The sequence below is a fragment of the Coleofasciculus sp. E1-EBD-02 genome (assembly GCF_040218245.1).
Taxonomy (GTDB): Bacteria; Cyanobacteriota; Cyanobacteriia; order Cyanobacteriales; family Coleofasciculaceae; genus Coleofasciculus.
In genome coordinates, this window is the sequence record NZ_JAVJQN010000008.1 from 99,183 (window position 1) to 123,138 (window position 23,956).

Annotated in this window: 23 protein-coding genes and 1 pseudogene; 13 read left to right on the plus strand and 11 right to left on the minus strand. The window is 47.8% G+C overall.

What is annotated here, in order from left to right; genetic code table 11:
• Positions 1 to 31: 31 nt before the first annotated feature.
• Together RIC07_RS01425 and xseA are read left to right on the plus strand one after the other, a co-directional pair.
• The gene (locus tag RIC07_RS01425) at positions 32 to 247 is read left to right on the plus strand and encodes a hypothetical protein (RefSeq protein WP_446392950.1); all 216 of its coding nucleotides are present in this window, start codon (positions 32 to 34) and stop codon (positions 245 to 247) included.
• Between the two features lie 117 nt (positions 248 to 364).
• Positions 365 to 1,591 carry an exodeoxyribonuclease VII large subunit gene (gene xseA / locus RIC07_RS01430; RefSeq protein WP_446392951.1) on the plus strand — a complete coding sequence of 409 codons (1,227 nt, stop codon included), beginning with the start codon at positions 365 to 367 and terminating at the stop codon, positions 1,589 to 1,591.
• Between the two features lie 245 nt (positions 1,592 to 1,836).
• Here xseA and RIC07_RS01435 read toward each other — a convergent pair whose 3' ends face one another.
• From RIC07_RS01435 to murC, 4 genes are all read right to left on the minus strand, one after another.
• Complete coding sequence (locus RIC07_RS01435; protein ID WP_446392952.1) at positions 1,837 to 2,115, minus strand: hypothetical protein; 279 nt, start codon at positions 2,113 to 2,115, stop codon at positions 1,837 to 1,839.
• Positions 2,116 to 2,144: 29 nt separating this feature from the next.
• Complete coding sequence (locus tag RIC07_RS01440) at positions 2,145 to 2,489, minus strand: YbaB/EbfC family nucleoid-associated protein (RefSeq protein WP_006099386.1); 345 nt, start codon at positions 2,487 to 2,489, stop codon at positions 2,145 to 2,147.
• 83 nt (positions 2,490 to 2,572) lie between these two features.
• A complete protein-coding gene (gene murB, locus RIC07_RS01445) occupies positions 2,573 to 3,547 on the minus strand; it encodes a UDP-N-acetylmuramate dehydrogenase (RefSeq protein WP_446392953.1) in 975 nt (324 codons plus the stop codon).
• An 85-nt stretch (positions 3,548 to 3,632) separates the two neighbouring features.
• Positions 3,633 to 5,174: a UDP-N-acetylmuramate--L-alanine ligase gene (murC, locus tag RIC07_RS01450; protein WP_446392954.1), complete on the minus strand. Its 1,542-nt coding sequence runs from the start codon at positions 5,172 to 5,174 to the stop codon at positions 3,633 to 3,635.
• Between the two features lie 563 nt (positions 5,175 to 5,737).
• On the opposite strand from murC, the gene RIC07_RS01455 reads away from it, so the two are divergent.
• Together RIC07_RS01455 and RIC07_RS01460 are read left to right on the plus strand one after the other, a co-directional pair.
• Positions 5,738 to 6,754: a type I glyceraldehyde-3-phosphate dehydrogenase gene (locus RIC07_RS01455; RefSeq protein ID WP_446392955.1), complete on the plus strand. Its 1,017-nt coding sequence runs from the start codon at positions 5,738 to 5,740 to the stop codon at positions 6,752 to 6,754.
• 437 nt (positions 6,755 to 7,191) lie between these two features.
• On the plus strand, positions 7,192 to 7,500 hold the full coding sequence (locus RIC07_RS01460; RefSeq protein WP_446344327.1) for a hypothetical protein: 309 nt from the start codon (positions 7,192 to 7,194) through the stop codon (positions 7,498 to 7,500).
• A gap of 80 nt (positions 7,501 to 7,580) precedes the next feature.
• On the opposite strand, the gene RIC07_RS01465 is transcribed toward RIC07_RS01460, so the two are convergent.
• Together RIC07_RS01465 and RIC07_RS01470 are read right to left on the minus strand one after the other, a co-directional pair.
• Positions 7,581 to 8,267 carry a hypothetical protein gene (locus tag RIC07_RS01465; RefSeq protein ID WP_446392956.1) on the minus strand — a complete coding sequence of 229 codons (687 nt, stop codon included), beginning with the start codon at positions 8,265 to 8,267 and terminating at the stop codon, positions 7,581 to 7,583.
• A 182-nt stretch (positions 8,268 to 8,449) separates the two neighbouring features.
• Positions 8,450 to 9,670 (minus strand): RNA-guided endonuclease InsQ/TnpB family protein, encoded by a 1,221-nt coding sequence (locus tag RIC07_RS01470; protein WP_446392957.1) that lies wholly within the window; start codon positions 9,668 to 9,670, stop codon positions 8,450 to 8,452.
• Positions 9,671 to 10,107: 437 nt separating this feature from the next.
• On the opposite strand from RIC07_RS01470, the gene RIC07_RS01475 reads away from it, so the two are divergent.
• From RIC07_RS01475 to RIC07_RS01485, 3 genes are all read left to right on the plus strand, one after another.
• Entirely contained in the window at positions 10,108 to 11,022 is a 915-nt protein-coding gene (locus tag RIC07_RS01475; protein WP_446392978.1) for a metallophosphoesterase, read from the plus strand.
• 62 nt (positions 11,023 to 11,084) lie between these two features.
• Positions 11,085 to 11,603, plus strand: coding sequence for a hypothetical protein (locus tag RIC07_RS01480; RefSeq protein ID WP_446392958.1), 519 nt, complete (start codon positions 11,085 to 11,087; stop codon positions 11,601 to 11,603).
• 233 nt (positions 11,604 to 11,836) lie between these two features.
• Positions 11,837 to 12,994 (plus strand): AAA family ATPase, encoded by a 1,158-nt coding sequence (locus tag RIC07_RS01485; protein ID WP_446392959.1) that lies wholly within the window; start codon positions 11,837 to 11,839, stop codon positions 12,992 to 12,994.
• A gap of 161 nt (positions 12,995 to 13,155) precedes the next feature.
• Here RIC07_RS01485 and RIC07_RS01490 read toward each other — a convergent pair whose 3' ends face one another.
• The 4 genes from RIC07_RS01490 to RIC07_RS01505 form a co-directional block, all read right to left on the minus strand.
• Positions 13,156 to 13,863, minus strand: coding sequence for an MIP/aquaporin family protein (locus RIC07_RS01490; protein ID WP_446392960.1), 708 nt, complete (start codon positions 13,861 to 13,863; stop codon positions 13,156 to 13,158).
• 136 nt (positions 13,864 to 13,999) lie between these two features.
• Positions 14,000 to 15,268 carry a sensor histidine kinase gene (locus RIC07_RS01495; RefSeq protein WP_446392961.1) on the minus strand — a complete coding sequence of 423 codons (1,269 nt, stop codon included), beginning with the start codon at positions 15,266 to 15,268 and terminating at the stop codon, positions 14,000 to 14,002.
• 267 nt (positions 15,269 to 15,535) lie between these two features.
• A complete protein-coding gene (locus RIC07_RS01500) occupies positions 15,536 to 16,210 on the minus strand; it encodes a response regulator transcription factor (protein WP_446392962.1) in 675 nt (224 codons plus the stop codon).
• An 81-nt stretch (positions 16,211 to 16,291) separates the two neighbouring features.
• Entirely contained in the window at positions 16,292 to 16,444 is a 153-nt protein-coding gene (locus tag RIC07_RS01505) for an iron-sulfur cluster assembly scaffold protein (protein WP_446392963.1), read from the minus strand.
• A gap of 503 nt (positions 16,445 to 16,947) precedes the next feature.
• Here RIC07_RS01505 and RIC07_RS01510 point away from each other — a divergent pair.
• The 5 genes and pseudogenes from RIC07_RS01510 to RIC07_RS01530 all read left to right on the plus strand — a co-directional run bounded on the left by RIC07_RS01510 (position 16,948) and on the right by RIC07_RS01530 (position 21,802).
• Positions 16,948 to 17,187, plus strand: coding sequence for a hypothetical protein (locus RIC07_RS01510; protein ID WP_446392964.1), 240 nt, complete (start codon positions 16,948 to 16,950; stop codon positions 17,185 to 17,187).
• A gap of 130 nt (positions 17,188 to 17,317) precedes the next feature.
• Positions 17,318 to 19,849 carry a CHAT domain-containing protein gene (locus RIC07_RS01515; RefSeq protein ID WP_446392965.1) on the plus strand — a complete coding sequence of 844 codons (2,532 nt, stop codon included), beginning with the start codon at positions 17,318 to 17,320 and terminating at the stop codon, positions 19,847 to 19,849.
• A gap of 140 nt (positions 19,850 to 19,989) precedes the next feature.
• A pseudogene (locus RIC07_RS01520) lies at positions 19,990 to 20,148 on the plus strand (Uma2 family endonuclease); the annotation flags it as partial.
• A gap of 362 nt (positions 20,149 to 20,510) precedes the next feature.
• A complete protein-coding gene (locus RIC07_RS01525; protein ID WP_446392966.1) occupies positions 20,511 to 21,194 on the plus strand; it encodes an SDR family oxidoreductase in 684 nt (227 codons plus the stop codon).
• 299 nt (positions 21,195 to 21,493) lie between these two features.
• Complete coding sequence (locus RIC07_RS01530) at positions 21,494 to 21,802, plus strand: hypothetical protein (RefSeq protein ID WP_006099384.1); 309 nt, start codon at positions 21,494 to 21,496, stop codon at positions 21,800 to 21,802.
• Between the two features lie 92 nt (positions 21,803 to 21,894).
• Here the strand turns inward: RIC07_RS01530 and RIC07_RS01535 are convergent, their stop codons facing one another.
• Positions 21,895 to 22,629 carry an SDR family oxidoreductase gene (locus RIC07_RS01535; protein WP_446392979.1) on the minus strand — a complete coding sequence of 245 codons (735 nt, stop codon included), beginning with the start codon at positions 22,627 to 22,629 and terminating at the stop codon, positions 21,895 to 21,897.
• A gap of 171 nt (positions 22,630 to 22,800) precedes the next feature.
• Between RIC07_RS01535 and RIC07_RS01540 the strand changes: the two genes are divergently transcribed.
• The gene (locus RIC07_RS01540; RefSeq protein WP_446392967.1) at positions 22,801 to 23,766 is read left to right on the plus strand and encodes an aldo/keto reductase; all 966 of its coding nucleotides are present in this window, start codon (positions 22,801 to 22,803) and stop codon (positions 23,764 to 23,766) included.
• The last annotated feature ends 190 nt before the right edge of the window (positions 23,767 to 23,956 follow it).

Sequence of the window (23,956 nt, forward strand, 5' to 3'; positions counted from 1 at the left end):
TCGAGGATTTGGTGGGGGTAGGGGTACGGAGGTGCTGGGGAAGATGGGGGAGATGGGGGAGCAGGAGGAGATGGGGGAGCAGGAGGAGATGGGGGAGCTGGGGGAGCTGGGGGAGCTGGGGGAGCTGGGGGAGCTGGGGGAGCAGGGGAAGCAGGGGGAGCAGGGGAAGCAGGGGGAGCTGGGGGAGCTGGGGGAGCAGGGGAAGCAGGGGGAGCTGGGGGAGATGTGCCATGGCGTCTGTGTGTAGGGGCGGGTTTAGGGACTAATATTGATTGTTATCCCCAACTTGGCTGCAAAACCCGCCCCGACTAAATGACAAATGACGTAGCTTGCGTCTAGCGATAGCGAGTATGACAAAGAACAAATGACCAATACCAATTCATTACTTCCAGAGGCAACCCTTTCAGTTGCGGGGTTAACCGATTATATTCAAGATCTGTTAGAGCAGGATACCCAACTCCAGAAGGTTTGGGTAATTGGAGAAGTTTCTAGTGCGAACCGCCATCGGAGTGGTATGTTTTTTACCCTGCGAGATTTAGAGGGTAAGGCATCCATTCAATGCGTGGTGTGGAACTCTGTGCTAAGTAAGCTGGTGCAACTTCCTCAATCCGGAGAACAGTTGATTGCATTAGGCAGTATCCGGATTTATCCGCAACGGGGACAATATCAGCTTATGGTGTGGCAGGCATTGCCCGGAGGAGAAGGGTTACAGGCACTGCGCTACAATCAACTGCGCCAACGATTGCAGGCTGAAGGATTATTCGATGCTCAACATAAACGCCCCCTACCGACGCATCCGCAAACGATCGCAGTCGTGACTTCACCGCAAGCCGCCGCTTGGGGAGATATTCGCCGCACCCTGCGACAACGGTATCCGGGGTTATCTGTGTTGTTTTCTCCGGCACAAGTTCAAGGGGATTTAGCACCCGAATCGATTGTGGCAGCGATTGAGCGAGTTGAGCGAGACGGGAGGGCTGAGTTGGTGATTCTGTCGCGAGGGGGTGGCGCATCGGAAGATTTGGTGGGTTTTGATGATGAGCGAGTGGTGAGAGCGATCGCGAACTGTTCGATTCCCGTCTTAACGGGGATTGGTCATCAACGGGATGAATCCTTAGCCGATTTAGTGGCTGATTTTTGCGCTCATACACCCACCGCCGCCGCTGAACGAGCCGTGCCAGAGTTGGCAACCCTAATTCGCGAACATCAGCAGCGTCACGAGGCGTTACATGAGGCAGTAACTCAGCATCTGCATACCTCCCGCAACCAATTACACCAACTCAGAAACCGTCTAACCCGCTTACCCCTTGACCGACAGCTACAGCAGGAACACCATGCGATCGCGCAGCAGCGACAGCGATTAATTCACTGCACATCTTGGCGTATAAGTCAAGCCACTCAACATTGCCAATTCCTGGGGCAAAAGTTAGCCACCCTTGACCCGACCAATGTTTTAAAACGAGGATATGCGGTGGTGCGGACTGAACAAGGAAAAATTGTTCGCAACGCGGCGAGTCTCGTTCCTGGAGAAGAATTACAGATTCAATTGGCTGAGGGGCAAGTTAACGTTAAAGTCACAGAAATCATTGATTAGGGGCTGCTGCAGGGAGTCTTGTGGTGGAGTTAGAGAGCAGGGGGAGCAGGGGAAGCAGAGGGAGCAGGGGGAGCAGGGGAAGCAGGGGAAGCAGGGGGAGCAGGGGAAGCAGGGGAAGCAGGGGGAGCAGGGGGAGCTGGGGGAGCAGGGGGAGCTGGGGAAGCAGGGGGAGCTGGGGAAGCAGGGGGAGCAGGGGAAGCAGGGGGAGCAATGGTACATTTTCGGTGATTCTATCGCCATAGTTTTCAACACCGAGCGAAGTCGAGGTGTTGATAGATAGTCTCACATTTCCTTGAAGATGAACAACTTTCTCTACGGCTCCAAGTGTTGATAGCTAAGGGTTTCGGCTTTGTGCAGCAAGCCCTAATTAAATTGGCTTGGATAACGGTTTTGTGAACTCTGACGAATGACGAATGACGAATGACGAATGACCAATGACCAATGACCAATGACCAATAACCAATGACCAATGACCAATGACCATCAGAGCAGAACTGGGAAGTGCTGTCTCCGATGGATGACATGACTCTCATTCCCAGTTCTCCAGATAAGGTTACATCCCTGGCAGATTTAGCCCACTGGTGAGTTCTTCCATACGTTCTCTCATCGTCGTGGTTGATTTATCATAAGCATCTTTCATGGCGGCTGTCACCGTTTCTGATAGGGTTTCGGCTCCCTGAGCGATCGCGTCTGGAGCAATTTCGACGCGCAGGGGTTCCTGATTCCCACTCATAAACACCTTAACCATACCATCGCTAGAGGAGCCTTCAATTTCCATTTGCTCCAATTCTTCTTGAAGCTGTTTTGCTCCTTGTTGTACCTCTTGGGCTTTTTTGAATGCTTCGGCAAGTTCTTTCATCTTGCCTAAACCGAAGCCGAATCCTTGTCCTTTGGTCATAACGTATTGACTGTCTCTCAAGTTGGACGGGTTTATCGTTGCTAAGTCTTAATCTTAGTACCGCTTCGGTCAATGCGACATCTTTAGACAGGCTGAAACCGTCCTAAGATTTTCACTTCTGGTTCTAAGGAGAGCGACCAATGCTGCTCGACTTGCTGCTGCACATAACGAATCAGTTGAAAGATATCGCTGGCTTTAGCACCGCCACAGTTCAAGATAAAGTTAGCATGGCGTTCTGCCACTTGAGCGCCGCCAATTTGATAGCCTTTCAAACCCAATTGCTCGATCAGCCAACCCGCAGCGTGGGGTTCGGGATTGCGGAAAACACTGCCACAACTGGGTAAATGATAGGGTTGAGCATCACGCCGTTGCTTTAAATGGTGAGTTGTTGTCGCTCGAACCTGTTTGGGATCAGCGCCCGGTTGCAACTGAAACGTTGCCTGAGTCACGAAGCGATTCCCCCCTTGCAGGATGGAGGTGCGATAGCGAAAGCCCAACTCTTCAGGCGTGAGCCGCTCCACAATTCCGGTGGGTGAAATAGTTTCCACACTCACCAGCAGATCCGCCGCACAACTTTGATGGGCACCGGCATTCATCACCACAGCGCCCCCCACCGTTCCCGGAATACCTACCGCCCATTCCAACCCTTGCCAACCGTGATTAGCGGCTTGCCATGCTAAACGGGCGATTGGTTCTCCAGCTCCCACGGTGACTTGACCCGTATCCGGGTCAAAGTAGGTAGAACGGAGATGACGAGTGCAGACGACTAAGCCGGACAACCCACAATCGCTAACCAGTAGATTAGAACCCGCCCCTAACAAGGTTATGGGTAATCCCTGCAAATCTGCCCATTCAAAACTGGCGAGTAGATCCTCGACCCGTCGGGGTGCCACATACCACTCGGCGGGACCTCCCACGCGAAAGGATGTCAAACTCGCTAAAGACACCTGAGAACGGAGGATACAGTCAGTTCCAGGCAAGTAAAGCTGAGGCTTTTCAGAGGTTTTCTGACACAGTGGCGCGTTAGCAACGCCGGGAGAATAGGATGACAAGGTCATATCAATACAGGTCAAAAGAATGCCGATGGATTTTAGCCAGTGGAAGTGGACACACCCAATCGGGTGCGGCTGGGGTTAACCAACCTTAGACGGTTTGACTCAATTCAGTGGAATTATCAGGTGTCGCCGTCTGGTAGGACTCTATAACCTGGGGAATAATCTGATTCAAATTTCCCGCACCGAGAAAGATAGCCAGATCTCCGGGTTGCAGGATTTGGGCGAGGAGTTGGGAGACTTCATCTAACGTTGGTTGGTAGTAGACCCGCTCATGGTGATCCGCGATCGCGGCTCGCACTTGTTCACCTGTAATTTGTCCAACACCGGCTTCGCCTGCGCTATAAATGTCTGTGACCACGACGAGATCAGCATCGCCAAATGATTTAGCAAAGTCTGACAAAAATGTCAAGGTTCGACTATAGCGATGGGGCTGAAAAATGGCAACAATACGGCGTGATAATTCAACCTGTAAGCGAGCCGCCGCTAGGGTTGCCTGAATTTCACTGGGATGGTGAGCGTAGTCATCGACAAAGGTAATCCCTTTACACTCACCCCGAACCTCAAAGCGGCGCTTGGCACCTTCAAAGGTAGCTAGGGCGGAGGCGATCGCGTCAAACTCTAGTCCCAGGTGTCGTCCGACTGCCACAACCGCTAAGGCGTTGCTGAGATTATGTTGACCTAACAGACTCAGTTGCAGCGTACCCAACACCTGATCGCCTTCCCAAATTCTCGCCGTGATGCCTTCTGCCTGATAAACAACGCGATCCACGCTGTAGTCAGCCCCGGCTGTGCGTTGTAGGCTATAGCTGATAGTGGGGGTGAAATGCGATCGCAATGTCTGGCAATCAATACAGCCCACGATGGTTTGACAGCGATCGGCAAAAATCTTGAAGGTTTCAATAACCTGGTCGAGATTCTGGTAATGGTCGGGGTGATCGAGTTCAATATTGGTAATCACGCCGATTTCCGGAGCCAGCTTGGCTAACGACCCATCTGATTCATCTGCTTCAGCCACCAGAAAGGGACTTTGACCCAGACGCGCATTTCCTTGCCAAGCATCCACTTCTCCCCCAACCACGATAGTCGGGTCTAGACCCGTTTTCAGCAGCAAGTATCCCATTAAACTGCTGGTTGTGGTTTTGCCGTGAGTTCCAGCAACGGCAATGCTGCGGTAGTCTTGCATCAACGCTGCCAGTAAGTCGGAGCGATGAAAAATTGGGTAGCCGCCTTCTACAGCCGCTTTGTACTCAGAATTGATTGGATTAATCGCACTCGAACATATTACTTGGGGTAAGCAGGAGGCAAGATGGTCTTCCCGAACCGAGTGGTTAACGTTTGAGGGGGCGGCAATTGTTTTTCGAGGGGGTTCCGGTTCAATCGCCGTTGCTGATACGCCCTGATAAATGGGGACATTCGTTTCTCTAAAAAATTCCAAATTGGTTGCCTTCTGGTCTCTAAACAGATGAGCGCCGACAGCCTGCAACCGCTGAGTAATCGGCGTCGAACGAATATCAGACCCAGATACAGGGAGGTTGCGTTTGGCTAGAACGTAAGCCAGCGCTGACATACCAATTCCACCAATTCCGATGAAATGGAATGGCTTGCCACTAAGATCGACAATATTAGGCATCTTAACTCCTTACACACCACACCACACAAGCCTACTGTGCCAATAACACGCGCTATCATATCAAGAATTGATTTTTCAAGATACAGCCAAGGGTGCATTTATCAGATTTTCTTGGCAACAGACCCACTTCGCTATTAATTGTGTTATTGCTCCAGTGGAGTTGACCACCGTATTTGTACTGAAGTAACTTTTTCTATCTCCAGACGGTTTTTTATACTAAACAGCCTTCATTCTTGGGTTTCCGGAAAATTCAGCAGAACCATAGAACTCCGACACTCGACCTGGGGAAGCCTTTTCCAGAGGTGCGAGGGCGCATCTGGAAGAGAAAGAACTCGCTGCGAGCCATATTGACATCTAACCACACCCTACACCCCGAATCCAAAAACTCTTATTCTCAATTCAGATTCACCCAAACCCTTGGGGGGAAAGACTTAGAGCAAGTTATATGTCCGACGCTTCCCGATCCGTCGCTGAATCGGCATTTAGAATTTGTCCGCCTTTGCGATATGATTGGGTTCATAAAAAGTATATTTACTGAGCTTGAATACAGAGGGCAAGACGCAGTGATTAGAGTAGCGATCAACGGGTTCGGACGCATCGGACGTAATTTCGCCAGATGTTTACTGACTAGAGAAAATAGTCAGTTGGAGTTAGTGGGCATCAATGATACATCTGATCCCAAGACAAATGCTCATTTGCTTAAATATGACTCCATGCTAGGGACGCTCAAAGCCGACATTGGCTATGACGAAAACTCCCTAATCGTCAATGGCAAAACCATTAAGTGTGTATCGGATCGCAACCCCCTGAACTTGCCTTGGGGTGATTGGGGTATTGACCTAGTCATCGAATCGACCGGGGTGTTTGTCACCAGAGATGGTGCATCTAAGCATATAGCCGCCGGCGCCAAGAAAGTGCTGATTACGGCTCCAGGGAAAGGTGGTGACATCGGCACTTTTGTCGTTGGAGTTAATCATCACGACTACGAACACAGCAAGAATGACATTGTTAGTAATGCGAGTTGTACAACAAACTGTCTGGCTCCTGTGGTCAAAGTGATACATGAACACTTTGGCATCATTAAAGGAACCATGACCACGACCCACAGTTACACCGGTGACCAACGGATTCTGGATGCGAGTCACCGTGATGTCCGTCGAGCCAGAGCCGCTGCGATCAATATCGTGCCAACCTCGACGGGAGCGGCTAAAGCTGTGGCTTTAGTTATTCCAGATATGCAGGGGAAATTGAATGGGATCGCGATGCGCGTACCTACCCCGAATGTATCGGTTGTGGATTTGGTGGCTCAAGTTGAGAAAAGCACCATTGCTGAGCAGTTGAACAAAGTCTTCAAAGAAGAGTCAGAAAACTCGCTTAAGGGCATTTTGGAATACAGCGACTTACCGTTGGTGTCCTCAGACTACAAGGGACATGATGCTTCATCCATTGTCGATGCGAGTCTGACGATGGTGATGGGTGGCGATATGGTTAAAGTTGTTGCTTGGTATGACAATGAGTGGGGCTATTCTCAGCGAGTTGTCGATTTGGCTGAGCATGTAGCGGCGCAGTGGGAAGGTTAAAGCAAAAAAACTTTACCGCTTGGATGCAGCAACCTCTCCACGAGTTTATTGGCTGAAAATTCGGAAATAAAAGTGATGGAATTCCTCTGATTCTGGCTTCAGCAAAGCCTCAATAGAGTCATTGCTTGTTTATTAATACTCAGAGTCTGAACTCTGAGTATTTTTTTATTACGATCTGGCAACAATAAGTAGGTGGACCCAATAAAAGCTAACGGTGGAGATCGTCATTCGTCATTTGTCATTCGTCCTTTGTAAGGGAGCATTGTCATGAAAAGCTAACAAAAAAACGGTTTCTCTGCCATTAGAAATAATCTGTACGATTAACTACATTTATGGTTAAAATAAAATAAATAATTAATTAAGCTGCCCGCTTCAGCCAAATCTAAACAGGATTCCAGCTATCCCAAAACTGCATATATATTTGGAGAACACCGTCCATGCCCATTAAAATTCAAGTTGAGAGTAATCACTTCGAGGAAAAATGCCGTTGCAATTTGTGCGGTAACATTTTTTTCCCGCTAGAGGTGGTGGCAAGAGCGTATCGGGAATCTGGCGAATACGTTAGTGATGTTTGCCCGGAGTGCCTTGCCACTGGTACAGAGGGAATCAGTACCCGAATGCGCCAACGAGCAGACTACCTGCGATCGCTCGCGGTTGAGTTAGAACAACTGGCGAGAAGTGAGATTGAATCCCCCAGTCTATCTCAATTCAATATTGCTAACCAGCTTGAGAAAGCCATGCGCTAATCGGCTCTTGATGCAAAGTAGCATTTATGTGATATGGAGACGTAGCCTGCTACGTCTCTATAATAATAGGCAGTTAAATTCTAACGCTGCCAAATGACTATCCCAGAACCGACTACCGGACTTCGCGCCAATAGAGTTCCATCAGAAGTAGTGATTTCCAGTTTGCTCAACTCCAAGTCTTGAGAGCGACGCCAAATTTCACTCGCTAATTGCTCTTGATCCTGTTCATCCAATTCATACCAGCCATCACTCACGGTGACAATCAGACGGTTCCCCGGAAAGTTGGCTTGAATGGATTGAATCAGTCCATTAGCATACTGATCTGTAATTTCAGCCACTTGATCTTGAATCGCCGTAATCAGACGTTGTTCTGGGGTAAGTTCTAGGGGAGAGGAATTAGGTTCTGAAGTGTCTGCACGTTCAGGTGCGGCTAATTCGGCAGGTGCAGGGATGGGTTCGGGTTTTACTTCTTTGGCTAACTGTGTGGGTGTCTCTGGCGTTAGTGCAACTGTCGTCACCATTATGACCACAATAAACGCCGCGATCGCGCCCGTCAATCCCCAATCTGATAACTTTTGATTCCAAGCTTCGGGTAACAAAGAGCGGATTGCTGCCAAAATACTATCCCACACCTTCTCAACGGTTTCAAAGCGGGGATAGAGCCAATCCACCAGCTTAGACTGGCGAGTGGGTTCAGCCCTATTCGTTTCTTGAGTGGATTCATCTACCTTTACGGGTTCCTGAGGCTTATGCTGCTCGTTTGACATTTTTATTTCCCTACCCAGCAACGCCAATTGGCATAAAATGCGCTAAATTCTTCTTACGAACGCTGTTCCTACAGCACAAATTTAACATTTTTGCCCGTCTTGCTTCAGTCTGCATGACTGCTCTAGATCTATGAGTCTCAAACGCCGTCAATTTCTGATTTTGAATAAACTACCCAGACCTGCTATCGCTCTCGGTCTGGGTTTTCAGTAGCCCTGAAGTCATCAAACAAGCTAAGCTGAACATATTCAATAGTTCGATTTAACTTGCACGACAACTTCGTGCCTCTAGGCTGGTTTATAGACAGCCCCACAAGTGCAATATTATTGGCTCCGTTGAAGTCGGCATCCCCATGCCAACCACAATGCCCACACTTAAAAGTCTTGCCACTACGGTAAGACTTTCCCTTTACTGGGTGAATGTGCAGACACTTGTGACACATTTGGGAAGTATAGGCAGGGGGAATTGGGATAACTTGAACACCAGCACCAAGGGCTTTATACTCGATAAACGTTCGCAGTTGATAGAACGCCCACGAGTTTGAACGTCGTCGTTCAGTTTTGCTTCTGGGTTGCTCGTTAGTTCTTTCCCTGATGCCTGTCAAGTCTTCTATAGCAATTGAGGCACTTAACTCAACTGCCCGTTTGACCACTGACTTAGAAATATTATGGTTGAGCCATTGTTGGTAGCGTCTCTCCCTCCCCGACAGCCGTTTCAAAACTTCTCGACACCTACGTCGAGTTGTTCTCGTACCTTTCTTCGCTTTTTTCTGGAGAGATGCTCGGGTTTGAGCAAATTTATCTCGCACCGACTGGATATGTTTGCCGTCCCACTTTTTATCCTCTGATGTGACGGCAATGTCACGACGCCCCAAGTCAATTCCAATCATTTGATCAGCATCCTGGGGGGAGGGAGGGGTGTCCTTAATCTGAATATGCAGATAGAACTGACTATCGCGGTGCTTGCAGAGTTGAGCTGAGGTTGGTTTTCTTCCTTTGAGTTTTCCTTTCTGGTAGTTACCTGGCTTTAACTCAACCCGCTCTCTACCTTGAACAGTAGCGATACTTACCGTCCAGTCGTGTTCACGAAGTCGAAACAAGTCCTTGTCACAATCCATGCTGCTTGGCACAAAACCCTTGACAGGTTTGCCTTTTTGCTTAGCTGTTTTCCGGTTAGCTGCTACCCTGGCGCAAACCCTGATCGCCATATTCGCTACCAGGTTAAATTGACTTTTAATGGTTTGATAAGTCAGCGATTGGATAGCAATCTTATTGGTCAGCTTTGGATTGGTATGTTCGTTCACGTAGTTGCAAGCATCCGCAAACGCCTGAAGGGTCGCCTCTAGTTTGGACACCTGTTCAGGAGAGGGTTGAAGCTTTACGACTATCGTGAGAACTTGTTTCATGATTACTATCATGCCACTGGGCGGGAATATTGGAAATCTGAGGGGGTGACAAGGAACTTGAAGGTACTACTGGGTGTAGGGTGTAGGGTGTAGGGAAAAATTGACGCTTCGACTCCGCTCACTTCGACTCCGCGAGGGCGTCAAACTTTACTCAGGGAGTCACCAAAAACTCTATTGCTTATTCATTTTGACCCTGAAGTCCTTCCAGTTGACGTCGTTGCCTCGCCAGAAAGAGCGCTTGCTCCTTACCCTATCTCCTCTTATGGGCTTTTGTGTTCCTTACCGATTTACCCCACACCCCACACCCCATACCCCATACCCTGCCTACCTTTGACTTAGTTTGTCACCCCTTCAGATTGGAAATACTTCGGGCATCTAACCCTCGTATTTCCCGCTCTCCCCCTACGGCTTACCTCCACTTCGTTCCGGTTGAAGCCATAGCCCCTCGCGATTCGGGTGGTATTAGTTGTTTCGGGGTTATTGCTGTTGGCAGTAATCTCTTTGCCAGTCAAACGACTCAGACGAGTGATACCCATTCCCAGACTCCTAAACCAACACCCTCAACTGACACGCGGAATGAATTGGCTGATACACCTCTGCTACGCTTTGTTTCCATTGCCGATACAGGCACAGGTGCAGCCGGACAATATGCAGTGGCAGAGGCGATGACGGCTTATTATCAACAGAATCCCTACGAGTTGGTGATTATGGCAGGTGACAATATTTATAACGATGGGGAAATTGAAAAAGTTGAGGCAGTCTTTGAAAAACCCTATCAAGCCTTACTAGAAAATGGAGTGAAATTTCATGCTTGTCTGGGGAACCATGACATCCGCACCGCCAATGGTGATCCCCAAGTCCGATATCCAGGTTTCAATATGCAGGGACGATACTATACTTTTCGCCGGGGATCAGTGCAATTTTGGGCGCTGGATACGAATGCCAATGCGGATTGGCAACGTCAGTTACCGTGGTTAGAACAGGAACTCAGCCGTAGCGATGCGCCCTGGAAGATTGTGTTTGGACATAATCCGATTTATTCATCGGGTCATTACGGATTGAATCAAGCGTTTATTGAAACCCTGACTCCTCTGTTTCAAAAATACGGCGTGCAACTCTATATTAATGGTCATGACCACAACTACGAGCGCACTGTGCCGATTAATGGGACAACCTATTTAACTTGTGGTGGAGGTGCTGGAGTTCGCCCAGTTGGGCGTTCGTCATGGACAGTCCATTCCGCCTCAACGCTAAGTTTTGCCGCTTATGAAGTGTATAGCGATCGCATCCTAGTTCGTGGTATTGATACAAAGGGTCAAATCTTTGATCAAGGGATGATTCCATCGGGTTAAACATCAGCCCATGGGATGATGTAGTATTGATGCCTATTGGCGTGGGTGAACTATCAATACGAATGAAAAGCAAACTGATTCAGAAAATTATTGCCAGTGGACTTCTATTTGCGGCGTTAACTGCCCCAAGTCAGCAAATTGTGCAAGCGCAAGAACGCTCAACCTTCCTGCTAAGGCTAAATTGTGTGGATACGGGGATCGGTAACTGGAGACGTCGAAGTGAAAACGTGGTGGTCAATAAAGCGGTTTACTCATCGCGATTTTATATGGGTTCGGGCGATACTCTGGCATCATTGACCTGTAGACTGCAACCCAATGAAGAGGATGTTAGATTTCAGACATTGCAATTAGGGTTTGGCATGCGCGATAACGACCAAGGTAGTCCCAGGGTTCTTGTTAATGTGTATATAGATGGGGTAAAGGCTGAATCTCGAACCGTTGCACCCGGAGGAGAACCCGCTTTCGTATCGCTGGATGTGACCAACACGCAAAATGTTTCCCTGGAAGCTATCTGTACGAGCAGATTTCAATATTGCGATCGCGTTTATTTCTGGGAAGCTTCCCTAGGGATTGCTCCCTAAAGCGTCGGCGTCGGCTGGCGTAACCCCAGTTAATAGTTCCTCAAAGGTTACGCATTTAAGTTCTAAACGTGTCAGGGTACGTTTATACAACCCCAAACTAGGAGTTCTTTAATCAATTGTATGAGGCTTTTGCCGGACAAGCTCAACTGATCAGAGTATCATCAGCAGTATCAACAACAATTGCTGCTTTTTCATCCCGGTGTCATTTTATTGCCATCAGCCTACTATAAGCCATGAAAGTCAAGCGCCTGAAAATAAACTCGTTCCGTGGCATCGGCGATCTGACGCTGGAGTTCCATGAGACTGAACCGACAGTCTTGGTGGGGATCAACGGAACGGGAAAATCCAGTATTCTCGACTGTATCGCACTCCTACTTTCCCATTTTGTGGCGGAACTTCAAGATCCGATTGGAACGGGACATTTTATTAACGAACAGGACATTACGGAAGAACGGAAAATTCCGCGACATTTTTTTAGTCAGGAAGATATCGCCAATGGCGCCCATCAAACCAAAAATGAGATCACGATTTCTTTGAGGGAACGGCAGATCAGTTGGTTTCTCTCGTTATCCAATACCAAGGGACGACCCAGAGGCGGGAACATTCGAGAATTAGAAGGAATTTGTTTGCGAATTAAGAATCAGTTGCAAAACAATCTGAATGTGAATTTACCCGTCGTGGTTTACTATCCCGTCAACCGCCAGTTTTGCGACAAGGTTACCCAAGAAACAACAAAATACTATTGGTCGAACCAACTGGCGATTTATGACCACGCCTTAACGGGTGTGTCGATTAACTTTAGCAGCTTCTTCGAGTGGTTTAAGGATCTTGAGGATCTAGAAAATGAATGGCGTCGAGATAATCCCGAACACCGCGATCGCCTCCTAGAAGCCATCCGACAAGCGATATCCTCTTTGTTACCCGGTTTTGCTAACTTGCGGGTGCGACGTGCCCCTTTACGGATGACAGTGACGAAACAAGGTCGAGAATTAGTCGTTAATCAACTATCAGAAGGTGAAAGAGGCTTGCTTGCACTCGCCGCCGATTTAGCCAAACGATTAGCGATCGCGAATCCGGGGTTAGGGAATCCCCTAGAAGGGAGTGGTGTGGTTCTGATTGATGAGATTGAACTCCACCTGCATCCGAAATGGCAACATGAGATTGTGCCAGCACTGACTCGAACTTTCCCCAACTGTCAGTTCATTGTGGCGACTCATTCACCCCAGGTGATTGCCAATGTTAATCCGGAACAGGTTTATCTTCTCCAAGCTATCCCCGATAGTGATATGGGAGACACTCCGATGATTATCGCCAAACATCCAGAACCGTCAATGACTCAAGACAGCAATTCCTTGATCGAAGAACTGATGGAGGTTTCAGTAACGTTGTAGTCAAGAAAGGTAATGCTTGTGTCCAAATAACTACGGGTATGTATAGATACACTATACAACCGGAGATGATCTCAATGGGCGAGTTACTAACAGTAATTAGCTGTCCTATTACTGTTAGTCCAGCGACTCGCCCCGACCAAGAATTTGTATAGAGTTATTACCTAGTTTTCACGCTCCTGAGACTCGATCGCACGTTGACTGCGGTCTTCGAGCAGGTAATGGTACAGTAAACCCGCCGCCGCACCACCAGCTAAGGGACCCAGCCAATAGAGCCAAACGTACTGGAGTCCCCCTCCCAACAAAGCTGGACCGAGATAACGAGCGGGGTTCATGGCGGCACCACTAATCGGTCCACCCGCCAGGATATCGAGGGTAACGGTTAACCCAATAAACAAACCGCCGACTTGGGGGGCACGTTTATCAATCGCTGTGCCAAAAACCACGAAGACGAGAAAGAAGGTGAGGATAAATTCCAGCACTAAGCCCATCATTGGAGTTTCTCCATTACCTAGTGCGGGTGTACCCATTTTAATTGCTCCCAGTGGCTCTAGGGGTATCGCTAACTTAATCAGACTGGCAGCAAAGATGGCTCCTAAACACTGAACAATAATATATCCTAAACCATCTTTGAGATTAATTTTGCCCGCCAACCAAGCGCCGAAGGTGACGGCTGGATTAAGATGACCCCCACTAATGGCGGCGGTAGCGCTAACCATGACAGCAATGGTCAAGCCGTGGGCTAGAGCAATGGCGACTAAATCGACATCTGTGTCACCTTTAATGATATAGTTTGTCGCGATCGCACCAACGCCAATAAAGATTAAGGCAAACGTGCCGATAAACTCAGCAATTAAAGCTTTTGAATTCATTATCTTTAGTATCTTAATCCTCTGTACAAACAGCCTTGCCACTCCCTGAGAAGGGCTTGGTAAAAAAAATAGACTGCAAATGTAAGGATTCGGTAAAGAAATTGCCGTTTTCTTTGATCTGACTACTTAGCTACCCCTAAGAAACTATAGGTAAATACACTTGAAAACAACTGCCAATTCCTAACTCACTCCTCACCGTAATGTCTCCACCATGACGTTGGGCAATAGCTTGGGCGATCGCTAAACCTAAACCAGAACCTTCCTGGCGCTGAGTTCGGGCTTTATCTGCTCGCCACAGGCGATCAAAAATAAACGGCAAATGGTCTGGAGCGATACCAATCCCTGTATCCTCCACACTGACAACCACCCAGGTTTCATCTGTACTCATCGACAGGGTAACTCTACGCCCGGATGGAGTGTATTGCAGAGCGTTTTCGAGTAGATTACAAAATACACGAAAAAGTTGAGAGGCATCCCCCTTGACAAAAATGTCCGTTTGTAGTTTACATTTCAGAGTAATGTCTTGGGCTTCAGCGTTGGGTTCGAGACGCTCCTCAACATCCTCCAAAAGTTCGTCAAGGGGAATCACTGTCCATTCGCGGTTTGGTGCGGCGGTTGTCGCATCCGTTCGGGCGAGTAACAGCAGATCCTGCACCAAACGACTCATCTGGCTAGTCGCCGACGCGATCGCATCCAATTTTTCCACATCCGCCGGATGAATCCGTTCTGGATGAGTTTGCATCACCTCTACTGACGCCTTAATCGCCGTCAGGGGGCTGCGTAACTCGTGAGACGCATCGGCTGTAAACTGTTTAAGTTGCTGAAAACTCTGCTCAATGGGCTTCATCGACTGCCGAGTTAGCCACATACCGCCCACCCCAATCAGTCCTAAAGTGAGAATACCTGCTACACCTGATCCCCAACGTAACTGGGTGAGGACAGCTTCCACAGACTCCGTAGATTCACTGGCACGGACATAACCTTCAAGTTGTCGTTCTCCTTGGCTGTAACTGTACGCGGGAATCGCTAGGGTACGAATCTGCCCTTGTTCCCCTGTCTGGAACCCTTCTTGCAGGGGAAAAGTGGGCGAAAGGGTGCCAGAGCTCGCTAATCGTTGCTGATCCGCGCCAAACCACTCCACACCTTGATCCGGTTTACTCAGATTTTGCCAGGGAATGTCGAGATCACCATCTCCATCTAAAGGGCGATAAGCTGGTTGATCAACGGCATCTTTATCCTGCTTAATCGCCACTAAACTATGAGCCGCCGCTTGGGCTAAATTGAGCAGACGGTTATCTAATTGCTGATAGAGACTATGAGAAAAAAATTCATAGACCACACCATTAGATATGACCCGAATTGCCACCATAACCATCAGATAGGAACCCAACAGACGCCAGCGCAAGGATTTAAACTGGGGGCTGACAGAGTTTTGACGCTTTACTTTGGAAAGAGGGCAGGGTTTTGAGTGTGTAGGAGCAGGTTTAGGGATTTTCTTTTGGCTATTGAGGGTAACGTTTGTGCGAAACCCACCCCGACTAAGTTTTGGACTTTGATTCTTCGCTTTGCTTATAGGGAACCTGGTTTTGATACCCAATTTTGGTAAAAATTTATACGGTTTTTTATATCCCTGATTTCCCTGATCTTCTCTGACCATAAGTCTTTCCCCTGGCTAATGTTGCTTCAGCCGATACCCGATACCATAAACCGTTTGAATCAAATCCGGTGGAGCGCCTGCTGCTCTCAGTTTCTTGCGTAAATCTTTAATATGAACCTTAACCGCGTCTTCTCCGGGTGGATCATCCCATGACCAAAGCTGTTCTAAAATAGTGCTACGACTCTGCACACGACCATGACTTCGTAACAGTAATTCCAGTAAACTGTATTCCTTGGGCGTTAAATGTAGGGGGTGTTCAGCATAAGTGACTTGACAGGTATTCGGATCGAAGCTGAGACGTTCCCACTCCAGCACGGGGGGTAGGCTAGAATTGCCTCGACGCAGTAATGCCCGAATGCGAGCAGTTAATTCGGGTAAGTCAAAGGGTTTCACTACATAATCATCCGCACCCGCATCTAATCCGATCACCTTATCATTGCTGGTGTCTTTAGCCGTCAACATGAGTACAGGGGTCATTTTACCGGAACGTCGCAAGCGTTGACAAAAGCTAATTCCATCGAGTTTAGGTAGCATCACATCCAGCAGGATGAGTTTATAGCTGAATGCTTCGACAAAATCCCACCCCGCTTCGCCATCGGTAGCCATATCAACAATATAATGTTGGTCTTGCAGAGTTTCCGCCAGCGCTTTAGCAATGCGCTGATCATCCTCAACCAGCAGAATCCTCATGATTGTTCACTGCTATTCACGGGTAGATAGTTTCTATATTAATTAACTTTTCACTTTAGAAGGCTTCGGCTATGCTTTTCCCTATACTGTATCCGCCATCAAGTCGGCTGATGCGATCGCGATCGCACACCCTGTTCTCTCAAATTTAATATCTTCAAACGCTGCACAAACGCCTGATGTTCTGCTGGGATAGATTCGCATTGTAGGGGCGCACCGACGTGCGCCCAGCACCATTGGTATACGGAAACCTCACCGTTGAATCTTTGAGTCTCGTCATTGAGTCTTTGAGTATACCCAATTTAAATGCATAACAGCTTACAGCAGTGCCGTTCTCCTACAGGTAGGTACTGCTTAAGGCTGGTGGGCAATGCCCACGATGGCAGGCTGGCAAGCTTAAAGTTGTGGGTAAAATTTTTCTGGATCGCTACTCTCATAAGGGTTCCTTGAAAATACTTGACCACTGTTTTAAGCTTGCCAAGCTACTACTTCTACTTTCTTTCCCAGAGGAATTTCCGGATGTATCCCTCTCGTGCAACCGTTGCTAAGATAAGAGAGATTGAACTGAACCCAAACAGAACCAGTCTGTACAATCACAACTGAAACCTTCTCTAGGGGCAGGTTTAGTCAAATCGGGGAGGAAAACAACGATAATCGTGAAACCCACCCCTACATTCGGAAAAACTCCTTCATCCCGATGTACATAGCAACGGAAAAATGCTGGATGTGGCTTACCCACTATGGCTAAAAAAAAATCCCTAGCTCAAATCAGTGAGCCAGGGAACGTCAATCAGGGTGCATCTACCATTTCACTCTTCTGGAATAGGTGGGGTTTATCCGGAATAATCCTGGCTCAGTTCCTCAATTTGAGTTCAGTAGCATCCGCCGCCGAAAAATTCCAGGGTTCTCAACAAGGGTTAACGTCTCGCCCCTCATCCATACGATCAAAAGGTCTCATTGAATACATGACTCGCGTCTGAGTCCCTAAACTCTATAAGGAAACTTTCATAGAATTAAATCAATCTATATCTAAAGACACTATGAATGCGATAAATCTTGAAAACCCAGTAAAAACCCTTGACATTCAGCAAACTTGACCAGGCAATAGCAGTGGCACAGGAATTCCATATCTCTGTGACCCCTTTGGGGGATGACCAGCATCTAGTGCGGATTGAACGAGTCGCACCCGGGGTGCCTTTGGCAGAAGAACAAGTACGTTGGCCCATGGAGGAGTGGTTAACGCAAGCGAGACAATTGATGAATGATCCCCTTCTGGGCTTGTTACAAGGAGGGGCTGGCGGTATAGATGAGCTGTTTTTCTTGCCTAATTCAGATCAGCAAGTGCGTCAATCCTGCCAAAACTTAGTGGCGCTGGGTCAGGAACTCTATAATGCCTTATTCCAAGGGAGCTTGCGGGATAGCTGGATGATGGCACAAGCGATCGCGCAAAATCAACGCACGGTATTACGACTGCGCCTGGGACTCAAAGGGAATCGCTTACCCCGCTTACCCTGGGAAGTTCTCCATGCAGGCGATCGCCCTTTGGCAACCGGGACAGATGTCGCCTTCTCCCGATATCAACTCAGCACCGGGTTGATGCGACCGATTCATTCTCTCCCCCCTCAACCCAATCCTGTCCTGAAAATTCTGATGGTCATTGCTGGACCGAGTGACCAAGAGAGTTTAGAACTGGCACAGGAAGCAGCACATCTACAAGAAGAACTCAAAAACCGTTCTCGCCAAGAACCCCCAGCGATTCAACTCACCATTCTCGAACAACCGGGACGAGAACAACTTACCCAAGCCTTAGAACAAGGTCAATATCAAGTCTTCCATTATGCAGGTCACAGTAGTCTGGGGGATTCTGGCGGTGATGTTTATTTAGTCAGTAATAAAACCGGATTAACGGAAACCTTAAACGGCAATGATTTAGCCGGATTGCTAGCAAATAACGGCGTGCAATTAGCCGTATTTAACTCCTGTCGTGGTGCCTATACAGCCACCTCAGACCCCTTAGATAATGGCAAAGACCGCAATTTAGCCGAAGCCTTGGTCAAACGAGGAATTCCTGGGGTTTTGGCAATGGCAGAGCGAATTCCCGATGAAGTGGCACTCACCCTCACTCGCCTCCTTTATCGGAATCTCAATCAAGGCTATCCCATTGATCTGAGTCTGAGTCGAGCGCGACAGGGGCTAATTTCTGCCTATGGCTCTAACCAATTATATTGGGCGCTGCCTGTACTTTACCTGCATCCCGAATTTGATGGATTCCTCACCAACGTGGAAGATGACTATCACCATCGGGAAGAACGATTACAGTTACCGGAACCACCAGATATGCCATTAGTCTCTGATCAAAGTGACGCTGAACTATTCACACAACAGATGTTAAACACAACGAGGTTAGAGGATGAGGATGAATTCCTGGAGGAGAAACCTCCCCTAGCTAAGTATGAGTATCAACCGAGGCAAAATTGGCTCGATGAGACGCCCTCAGAGGAGACTCCCTCAGAGGAGACTCCCTCAGAAGATGAGGGGGATGATCCGTCTAGCTTTATTAAGAATTTACTCGAACAACTGGATAGTGAGCCGGAGATCGAGGAACCTAAATTACCTCCCCTAGATCCGAACCATCCCCCACAACCAGCGCCTGAACAAGAGAATCAGGACGTACCTAACCCGCCGCCTCAGCAACCCACAGTTTCCTCAGCAGCACCAGCACCAACGTCTGTACCAAAAACAGCAACGCCGTCATCTGAACAGACGGTGACGCCGAAACCCGCTCCAGTGGAATCGACTGAAAAAGGATGGCGTTCTTGGCTGGTTGCGCCTAAACTGTGGATTGGATTGGGGGTTGGTGCAGTTGCGATCGCACTGTTGAGTTTTGCCCTAGTTTGGAACCGTCAGCCGTCACCGGATAGGCTCCGATCACAGTCTGAGTCTCCTGTGCAGAGTCTACCCCAACCCTCAGACTTAGATAGGAGCAACTTAGCGCAAGCCGAAACCAGTGACGTCACGGCTTTGGCGATCGAACAATTGGGTCAGGGGAATATCGACGCCGGAACTGAAGCTGTCGAAGCGTTGCTGAATCGAGGCGCGTTGTCTCAAGCCGATGCAGCTTTAAAAGCTGTTTCTACCTCCCAATTGGATAATCCAACCATCAGTTTTTTGAGAGGACGTCTGGCTTGGCAGTCGCTTCAAACTGGGGATACAAACTATAATATCAGCGATGTGCGACGGTATTGGGAAACGGCGGTTAAAGCCCAACCTGACTTGGCTAAATATCACAATGCCCTTGGCTTTGCTTACTACGCAGAAGGAGATTTCGAGCGAGCTAACAATGCCTGGTTAGATGCTCTCACCTTAATTGAACAAGATCAAATCGATGCAGATGTGGCAGGAAATGCAGCGAAGAAAGAAGCGTTAACAGCCTATGCAGGATTAGCCTTAGGATTCTGGAAATCCGCTCAACAACAGCCAGCCGAAAAGCGCACCAATCTTTTAAATGAATCGTTGAAACTACGGCAAAAAGTTCTCCAAGATGACCCCGTGAATTTTCAACCTGACGCCCTGAGTCAGAATTGGCTTTGGTCTGAGCAGGCGATTCAAGATTGGCGATCGCTTTTAGGAGAAACACAATAAAATCGGCATGGGTGGGTTTAAAAAATTCGATAAAATATGCTGTGTTAATACCTGTATGAATATAGCAACTATTACTCTGCCTTCGCGGATAAAATTGAGTATCGATTTAACCGATGAGCAGTTTTTTGATCTGTGTCAGGGATAACGGGGCAAAATTGGGATGGTTAATTGACCGTAAAAATAAGCGAGTTGAGATTTATCGTTCAGGAGAGGATGTAGAAATTCTCAACTCTCCGGCTACTTTGTCAGGAGAAGATGTTTTACCGGTATTTGTGTTGAATTTAAAAGGTATTCTGTAGGTGATTGTTGCCAGTGATCAATCAATTTATTCCCCTAGTGTCTAGAGTTGCCTGTTAAGAGTTCGTGAGTTCCCTAACCTAATCTCAACCGTTAACTTTAATTGTGTCCACCTACTCAGTAGGAGAAATAACGACGACTTGTCTCGACGCGGTTCTATAGCATTTCGCTCTCCTCTAGTTACAGTACAAGTGTTCTAAACGCCTCCTGAGAAAGGATACATCTCGCAGGCGTGTAAATAGACCAGCGCGAAGCGCTATAGTAGTGAAACCTGCCCCAGCTTCCCGAAAAACGGCTACGCGATCGCATCTTCCCATATCGCCTTAATCTATTAGAGGAAAGGTATCAACGGAAAATAGTAACCATGACAAAAGTGATTGTGATTACAGGTGTCAGCCGGGGTTTAGGTCGAGCAATGACTGAGGGATTTATCGCTCAAGGACATACAGTTTTGGGTTGCGCTCGAAACGAGGCAGCAATCAAGGATCTCAATCAAGCCTTTGGTTCTCCCCATAATTTTACCGTGGTCGATATTGCCGATGAAGATCAGGTCACGGCTTGGGCAAAACTTCTGCTCAACGAGTACAGTCCGCCGGATCTGCTGATTAATAATGCGGCAATTATCAATGAATTAGCGCCCCTGTGGGAAATTCCCAGCCAAGATTTTTCGGATCTGATTGATGTCAATATCAAGGGAGTCGCCAATGTGATTCGCTATTTTATCCCAGCAATGATTGAACGGGGAAGCGGTATTATTGTCAATCTGAGTTCAGGATGGGGACGTTCAACCTCGCCCCAAGTCTCATCCTACTGTACCTCTAAATGGGCAATTGAAGGCATGACGCGATCGCTAGCTCAAGAATTACCTAAAGGAATGGCGGCGATTCCCCTAAGTCCCGGTATTATCCATACCGAGATGCTGGAAGTTTGCTATGGCAAAGAGGCGGCGTCTTATACGGCTATCCAAGATTGGAAGAAAAAAGCAGTTCCCTTTCTGTTGCAGTTGACTCCTGCCGATAATGGTCAACCCTTGACTGTCCCCGCATGATATAATCAGAAGTTCGACTCTACGTTTGAGGCGAGACGGCAATTATCTCGCTTCAGCCTAAAAACAGCAGGTAGAGGAGAAAAACGGGAGCTATACAAAGTTTCACAAATAAAGGCTTGGGAAACCTCGCCCAAATCAGCTAAAATCGACTAATCATGTCAAATATTTGATAGTACGACGAAAGCAAAAAGGCGAGATTTTCTTGACTTAGCTATGGGGAAATTACTGTTCAAGGCAAAGCTCTGGACTCTAAACCAGGGTTTAGTACAGCATCAAGAATCAGGGAGGATTAAAAAGTAGTGGATAACGTTTATAAACGCCACTCTTATAAGGCAAACTTTGATCAAGCCGAACGCTACCACACCCATTGGGATGAATATTTAATTATTCCGATTTGGGAGAGAAAAACAGGGCGTTGGACAGTAACGTGGCTAGAATCAGAACAGTTGCTCGAACCGACCATTATTGATCCCTTTGGCGGTTTTGATTTCCCCACAGCTCAAGCCGCGATATCGGCGGCAAAATCTCTCATTGATCATTGTTCAGATGTGGCGGCTCGGAATGCTTTAGAAGATAGGCTGATAGAAATTTTAGAAGGGAAAGGATGATACAATATCCGGTTAGTGGAGACAAGGCTCCAAGGCAGAAGGGAAGTAGGAAAGTTGCAATGGATTCGCATTACTTTTCTACTCGACTTTATTTACCAAGCCATAGGCTGACGACGGTTAAAAAAGCCACCCGTGGGTCCATCATCGGGTAAAGTCGCCAGCCAGACAGGGGTATCAGCACCTTGCTCAACCTTTAACGGTGCAGCTTCAGAACCCATATCCGTTTTTACCCAACCCGGACAAGCCGAATTGATTAAAATATTGGTTCCTTGCAACTCCTTGGCAAACAAAGCTGTAACCGCGTTGAGAGCTGTTTTAGACAGTCTGTAGGTAGGAGTGAGAATATCATAATAAGGCGAGCTTGGATCACTCATTTCCGCAAAAGAACCAAGGGTGCTAGACATATTGACAATGCGACCATAATTTGATGCTTTCATCAAAGGAATGCAAGCTTGACACATTAGAAAAGCGCCATAAAGATTTGTTTGCAGGGTTTGCGAGAGCGTATCAAAATCTACATCCAATACAGACGTTGTTCTATCGAGTAGCACCCCGGCATTGTTCACGAGGATATGCAGTTCAGCAAGTTCTTGGTTAAGCCAACGAACGGCTTTGTCAATACTCTCATGACTGTTCACATCCAAAAGACAGAAATCTACGTCTAATCCTTCTTGCTTAAGTTTTTCGCAAGCTTCCCGCCCCTTGTGGGCATCTCTCGCTCCCAGAATAACGCGGATGCCTTTTTGGGCGAGTTGTTTACTAATTTCAAAACCTAAGCCTTTATTAGCACCTGTAACTAAGGCAATTTTACGGGTATGATCTTCCATATCCTTGTACTGAGAGGTTTTCAGCAACCTACTATCTGGAGGTTTCAACTAATTGTACCTGGGATAGACGCCAAGACTCTGCCAAAGCTTAGAAGATTTGATGAGATTGGCTTATCGGTTAATCCCTTGGCTAATTGGAGTTAAAATTGTCTACAATCACAGGAATTGGTTATGGAAACGCGACCTTTAGGAACTTCCGATATCAAAATCACACCGATTATCATGGGTACTTGGCAGGCGGGTAAGAGTGCCTGGGTGGGGATTGAAGACGCGGAAACGATTAAAGCTATCCGAGCCGCTTTTGATGCGGGTATTACGACGGTGGATACCGCAGAAATCTATGGGAAGGGGCATTCTGAGCAGATTGTCGCCCAGGCATTATCCGATGTGCGCGATCAGGTGGTTTATGCGTCCAAAGTGTGGGTGGGGAATCTGAAACACGATAAAGTTATCGAAGCCTGCGATCGCTCTCTGAAAAATCTCCAGACGGACTATATCGACTTATACCAAATTCATTGGCCCCCCGGAACATTTGATACTGAGGTAGTGCCGCTTGAGGAGCCAATGAGCGCCTTGAATAAGCTAAAGGAACAGGGCAAAATTCGGGCAATTGGTGTATCGAATTTCTCCCGCGCTCAGTTAGAAGAAGCGGCGCAGTATGGGAAGATTGACAGCTTACAGCCCCCTTACTCCTTGTTTTGGCGTAAAGTCGAGCAGGATGCCCAACCCTACTGCATTGAGAATAATATATCAATCCTGGCATATTCATCCCTCGCCCAAGGATTGCTCACGGGTAAATTTAAACCCGATCATCAATTCCCAGAAGGCGATCATCGTGCCAAAAATCGTCTGTTTCAAGAAGACAACTATAAACGAGCGCAGCAAGCTTTAGATAAACTGCGCCCAATTGCCGAACGTCATAATTGTAGTCTGGCTCAATTATCCTTGGCTTGGTTGATTGCCCAACCGCAAACCCATGCGATCGCAGGTGCGCGTCATGAGGGACAATCCTCTAGTAATGCTAAGGCTGCTGAGGTCAACTTATCTCAAGAAGAACTGCAAGAAATTGACGCGATCGGACGTATTGTTACTGATCCCCTGGACGATAATCCCGTGATGTGGGATTGGAATTCATAACAGACCAATAATTAGGGCTTGCTGCACAAACTGAAAACCCTTATCAATCAAGGCTCAGCAAGCCCTACTTAGTGCAAGTCTCTTGTCCGCCATCTGTGTCAACTTAAGCTGAAGTTCCCGGAGCCATGTAGAGCCGTTCCATGGCGCCTCTTAACCCTTCTTCGTTCATGGAATGCGGATCTGTAGGGGC

Excerpts from the sequence above, each read along its gene's own strand:
- xseA (WP_446392951.1), top strand. The coding sequence starts at position 365 with ATGACCAATACCAATTCATTACTTCCAGAGGCAACCCTTTCAGTTGCG.
- RIC07_RS01435 (WP_446392952.1), bottom strand. The coding sequence starts at position 2,115 with ATGTCATCCATCGGAGACAGCACTTCCCAGTTCTGCTCTGATGGTCAT.
- RIC07_RS01440 (WP_006099386.1), bottom strand. The coding sequence starts at position 2,489 with ATGACCAAAGGACAAGGATTCGGCTTCGGTTTAGGCAAGATGAAAGAA.
- murB (WP_446392953.1), bottom strand. The coding sequence starts at position 3,547 with ATGACCTTGTCATCCTATTCTCCCGGCGTTGCTAACGCGCCACTGTGT.
- murC (WP_446392954.1), bottom strand. The coding sequence starts at position 5,174 with ATGCCTAATATTGTCGATCTTAGTGGCAAGCCATTCCATTTCATCGGA.
- RIC07_RS01460 (WP_446344327.1), top strand. The coding sequence starts at position 7,192 with ATGCCCATTAAAATTCAAGTTGAGAGTAATCACTTCGAGGAAAAATGC.
- RIC07_RS01465 (WP_446392956.1), bottom strand. The coding sequence starts at position 8,267 with ATGTCAAACGAGCAGCATAAGCCTCAGGAACCCGTAAAGGTAGATGAA.
- RIC07_RS01470 (WP_446392957.1), bottom strand. The coding sequence starts at position 9,670 with ATGAAACAAGTTCTCACGATAGTCGTAAAGCTTCAACCCTCTCCTGAA.
- RIC07_RS01480 (WP_446392958.1), top strand. The coding sequence starts at position 11,085 with ATGAAAAGCAAACTGATTCAGAAAATTATTGCCAGTGGACTTCTATTT.
- RIC07_RS01485 (WP_446392959.1), top strand. The coding sequence starts at position 11,837 with ATGAAAGTCAAGCGCCTGAAAATAAACTCGTTCCGTGGCATCGGCGAT.
- RIC07_RS01490 (WP_446392960.1), bottom strand. The coding sequence starts at position 13,863 with ATGAATTCAAAAGCTTTAATTGCTGAGTTTATCGGCACGTTTGCCTTA.
- RIC07_RS01500 (WP_446392962.1), bottom strand. The coding sequence starts at position 16,210 with ATGAGGATTCTGCTGGTTGAGGATGATCAGCGCATTGCTAAAGCGCTG.
- RIC07_RS01505 (WP_446392963.1), bottom strand. The coding sequence starts at position 16,444 with ATGGTGCTGGGCGCACGTCGGTGCGCCCCTACAATGCGAATCTATCCC.
- RIC07_RS01510 (WP_446392964.1), top strand. The coding sequence starts at position 16,948 with ATGGCTAAAAAAAAATCCCTAGCTCAAATCAGTGAGCCAGGGAACGTC.
- RIC07_RS01525 (WP_446392966.1), top strand. The coding sequence starts at position 20,511 with ATGACAAAAGTGATTGTGATTACAGGTGTCAGCCGGGGTTTAGGTCGA.
- RIC07_RS01535 (WP_446392979.1), bottom strand. The coding sequence starts at position 22,629 with ATGGAAGATCATACCCGTAAAATTGCCTTAGTTACAGGTGCTAATAAA.
- RIC07_RS01540 (WP_446392967.1), top strand. The coding sequence starts at position 22,801 with ATGGAAACGCGACCTTTAGGAACTTCCGATATCAAAATCACACCGATT.